Origin of the sequence: Cytobacillus firmus DS1 (genome assembly GCF_000565285.1) — a bacterium.
GTDB lineage: Bacteria > Bacillota > Bacilli > Bacillales > Cytobacillaceae > Cytobacillus > Cytobacillus firmus_A.
Map to the genome: position 1 here is coordinate 1 of NZ_APVL01000060.1, position 1,621 is coordinate 1,621.

Below are 1,621 nucleotides of genomic sequence, written 5' to 3' on the forward strand. Positions count from 1 at the left end.
AAACCAGCTAATAGTTTGTCAATATTTTTCAATAAAAACTTAAAATATCTCATGCTATACTAAAAATGCGCATGCCAAATAACCTTCCATTATTCTGTTGTTGGAAGGTTTTGTGATATTTAGTTTAATTTGGTTTTAAGCTATATCTTGGAAAGTTGTTTTGCTTTTTAAAAGGGCAAATATCCAGTGTAAGAGCTTATTTACACAAGCAATTACAGCTACCTTAAAAGGTTTTCCTTCTTCACGTTTTTTATCATAGAACTCTCGTAATTTCTTATTTCGAGGAATAATTTCATCGCTTGTTTTACTCTTGCGACAGTCACGAATCGCACAACGAACAGCCATATATAAGGCGTGACGAAGCCTACTGGATCCTCTTTTCGTGATTCGGTTTCTGGTGGCTGTAAACTTACCAGATTCGAATACACTAGGATCAACTCCAGCGAAAGCTACGAGCTTTTTAGGATCATTAAATCGATCTATCTCCCCAATTTCTGAAATGATCGTTGCAGCGATCTTTTCACCGATACCAGGGATAGATTTGATAATATTATATTCTTCAACTTCTTTAGCGAGGGCATCTATCTCTGACTCTAACTTGGATAGGTGCTCTTTGTATTGAAGAATAATGTTTATATACATCCCAAGACTCAAAATATGACTCTGATACAAAGTCTTTTCAAACGGATTTCTGTCTGCGGCAGCTTTGAGTTGAATAGCTTTTTCATTAGCCCATCTGTATGAACGGCTTTTACATAATTGAGCGATTTTGTCAGCTATGGTCTCAACGCTTGCCTCTAATATATCTTCAGATGAGGGAAACTCTGAAAGAGTTAACAGTGATACTACCGAATATAAGTCACCAAAAACCCCTCTATATTCAGGAAAGACCTGGTCCAGAATGGCTTGAAATTGTAGCTTTGTTTGGATTAATACCCCCGTTATATTCTCGTGCTGTCTGGTAAGATTTCGAAGGTTTAAAAGTTGAACTCCACGCTTTTTATATGGCTCAAGATCCTCTTTATAAAACAGCTCGCAGAGATGGTAAGCATCGAGCGCATCTGTCTTTACTTTCCGAAGACTTGAACTTTTCGCCTTATAAGAAATCAGTGGATTAATGATGATCAATAAATATCCACGGTCCTCCAAGTATTGAACAACAGAGGAATGATAATGTCCTGTTGCTTCTAGGACGATAGGTGGTTTCTTACCTGTTTCTCTCTTTACGACCTCCAGAAACTCTACAAGTAAATCAAGACCTTCAATAGTATGAGAAACTTTAAAGCTCTTACGATATGGTTTGCCTTTATCCAAAAATGCCTGAACCTGACTTTCCCCTTTTGAAACATCCAGACCAATGACTGGATTCATTTAAAAATCCTCCTCCTAAACTAGTAATTTGCCAGTACCCCTAATTCCTCCATGCAGTGTCACAGCTTCGCTTGTTATACGAGATCTATGTCCCAACCAGCCTCAATCATGTTTCTACAAGTAGGGGGTGAACCGTTTAGTTGACGGGGTCGATGGCCCCACGGGCAGTTACGTTCTACCCTGGCTACTGATATAATAAGACCAAATAAAAAATGGTCAACCAGAAATATCTGGTGACCTTATAATACGA

Annotated in this window: 1 protein-coding gene; it reads right to left on the reverse strand. The window is 38.2% G+C overall.

Annotated elements, in window-relative coordinates; translation table 11 throughout:
• Positions 1–135: 135 nt before the first annotated feature.
• On the reverse strand, positions 136–1,371 hold the full coding sequence (locus tag PBF_RS24650; RefSeq protein ID WP_035333656.1) for an IS110 family transposase: 1,236 nt from the start codon (positions 1,369–1,371) through the stop codon (positions 136–138).
• Between the last annotated feature and the right edge of the window lie 250 nt (positions 1,372–1,621).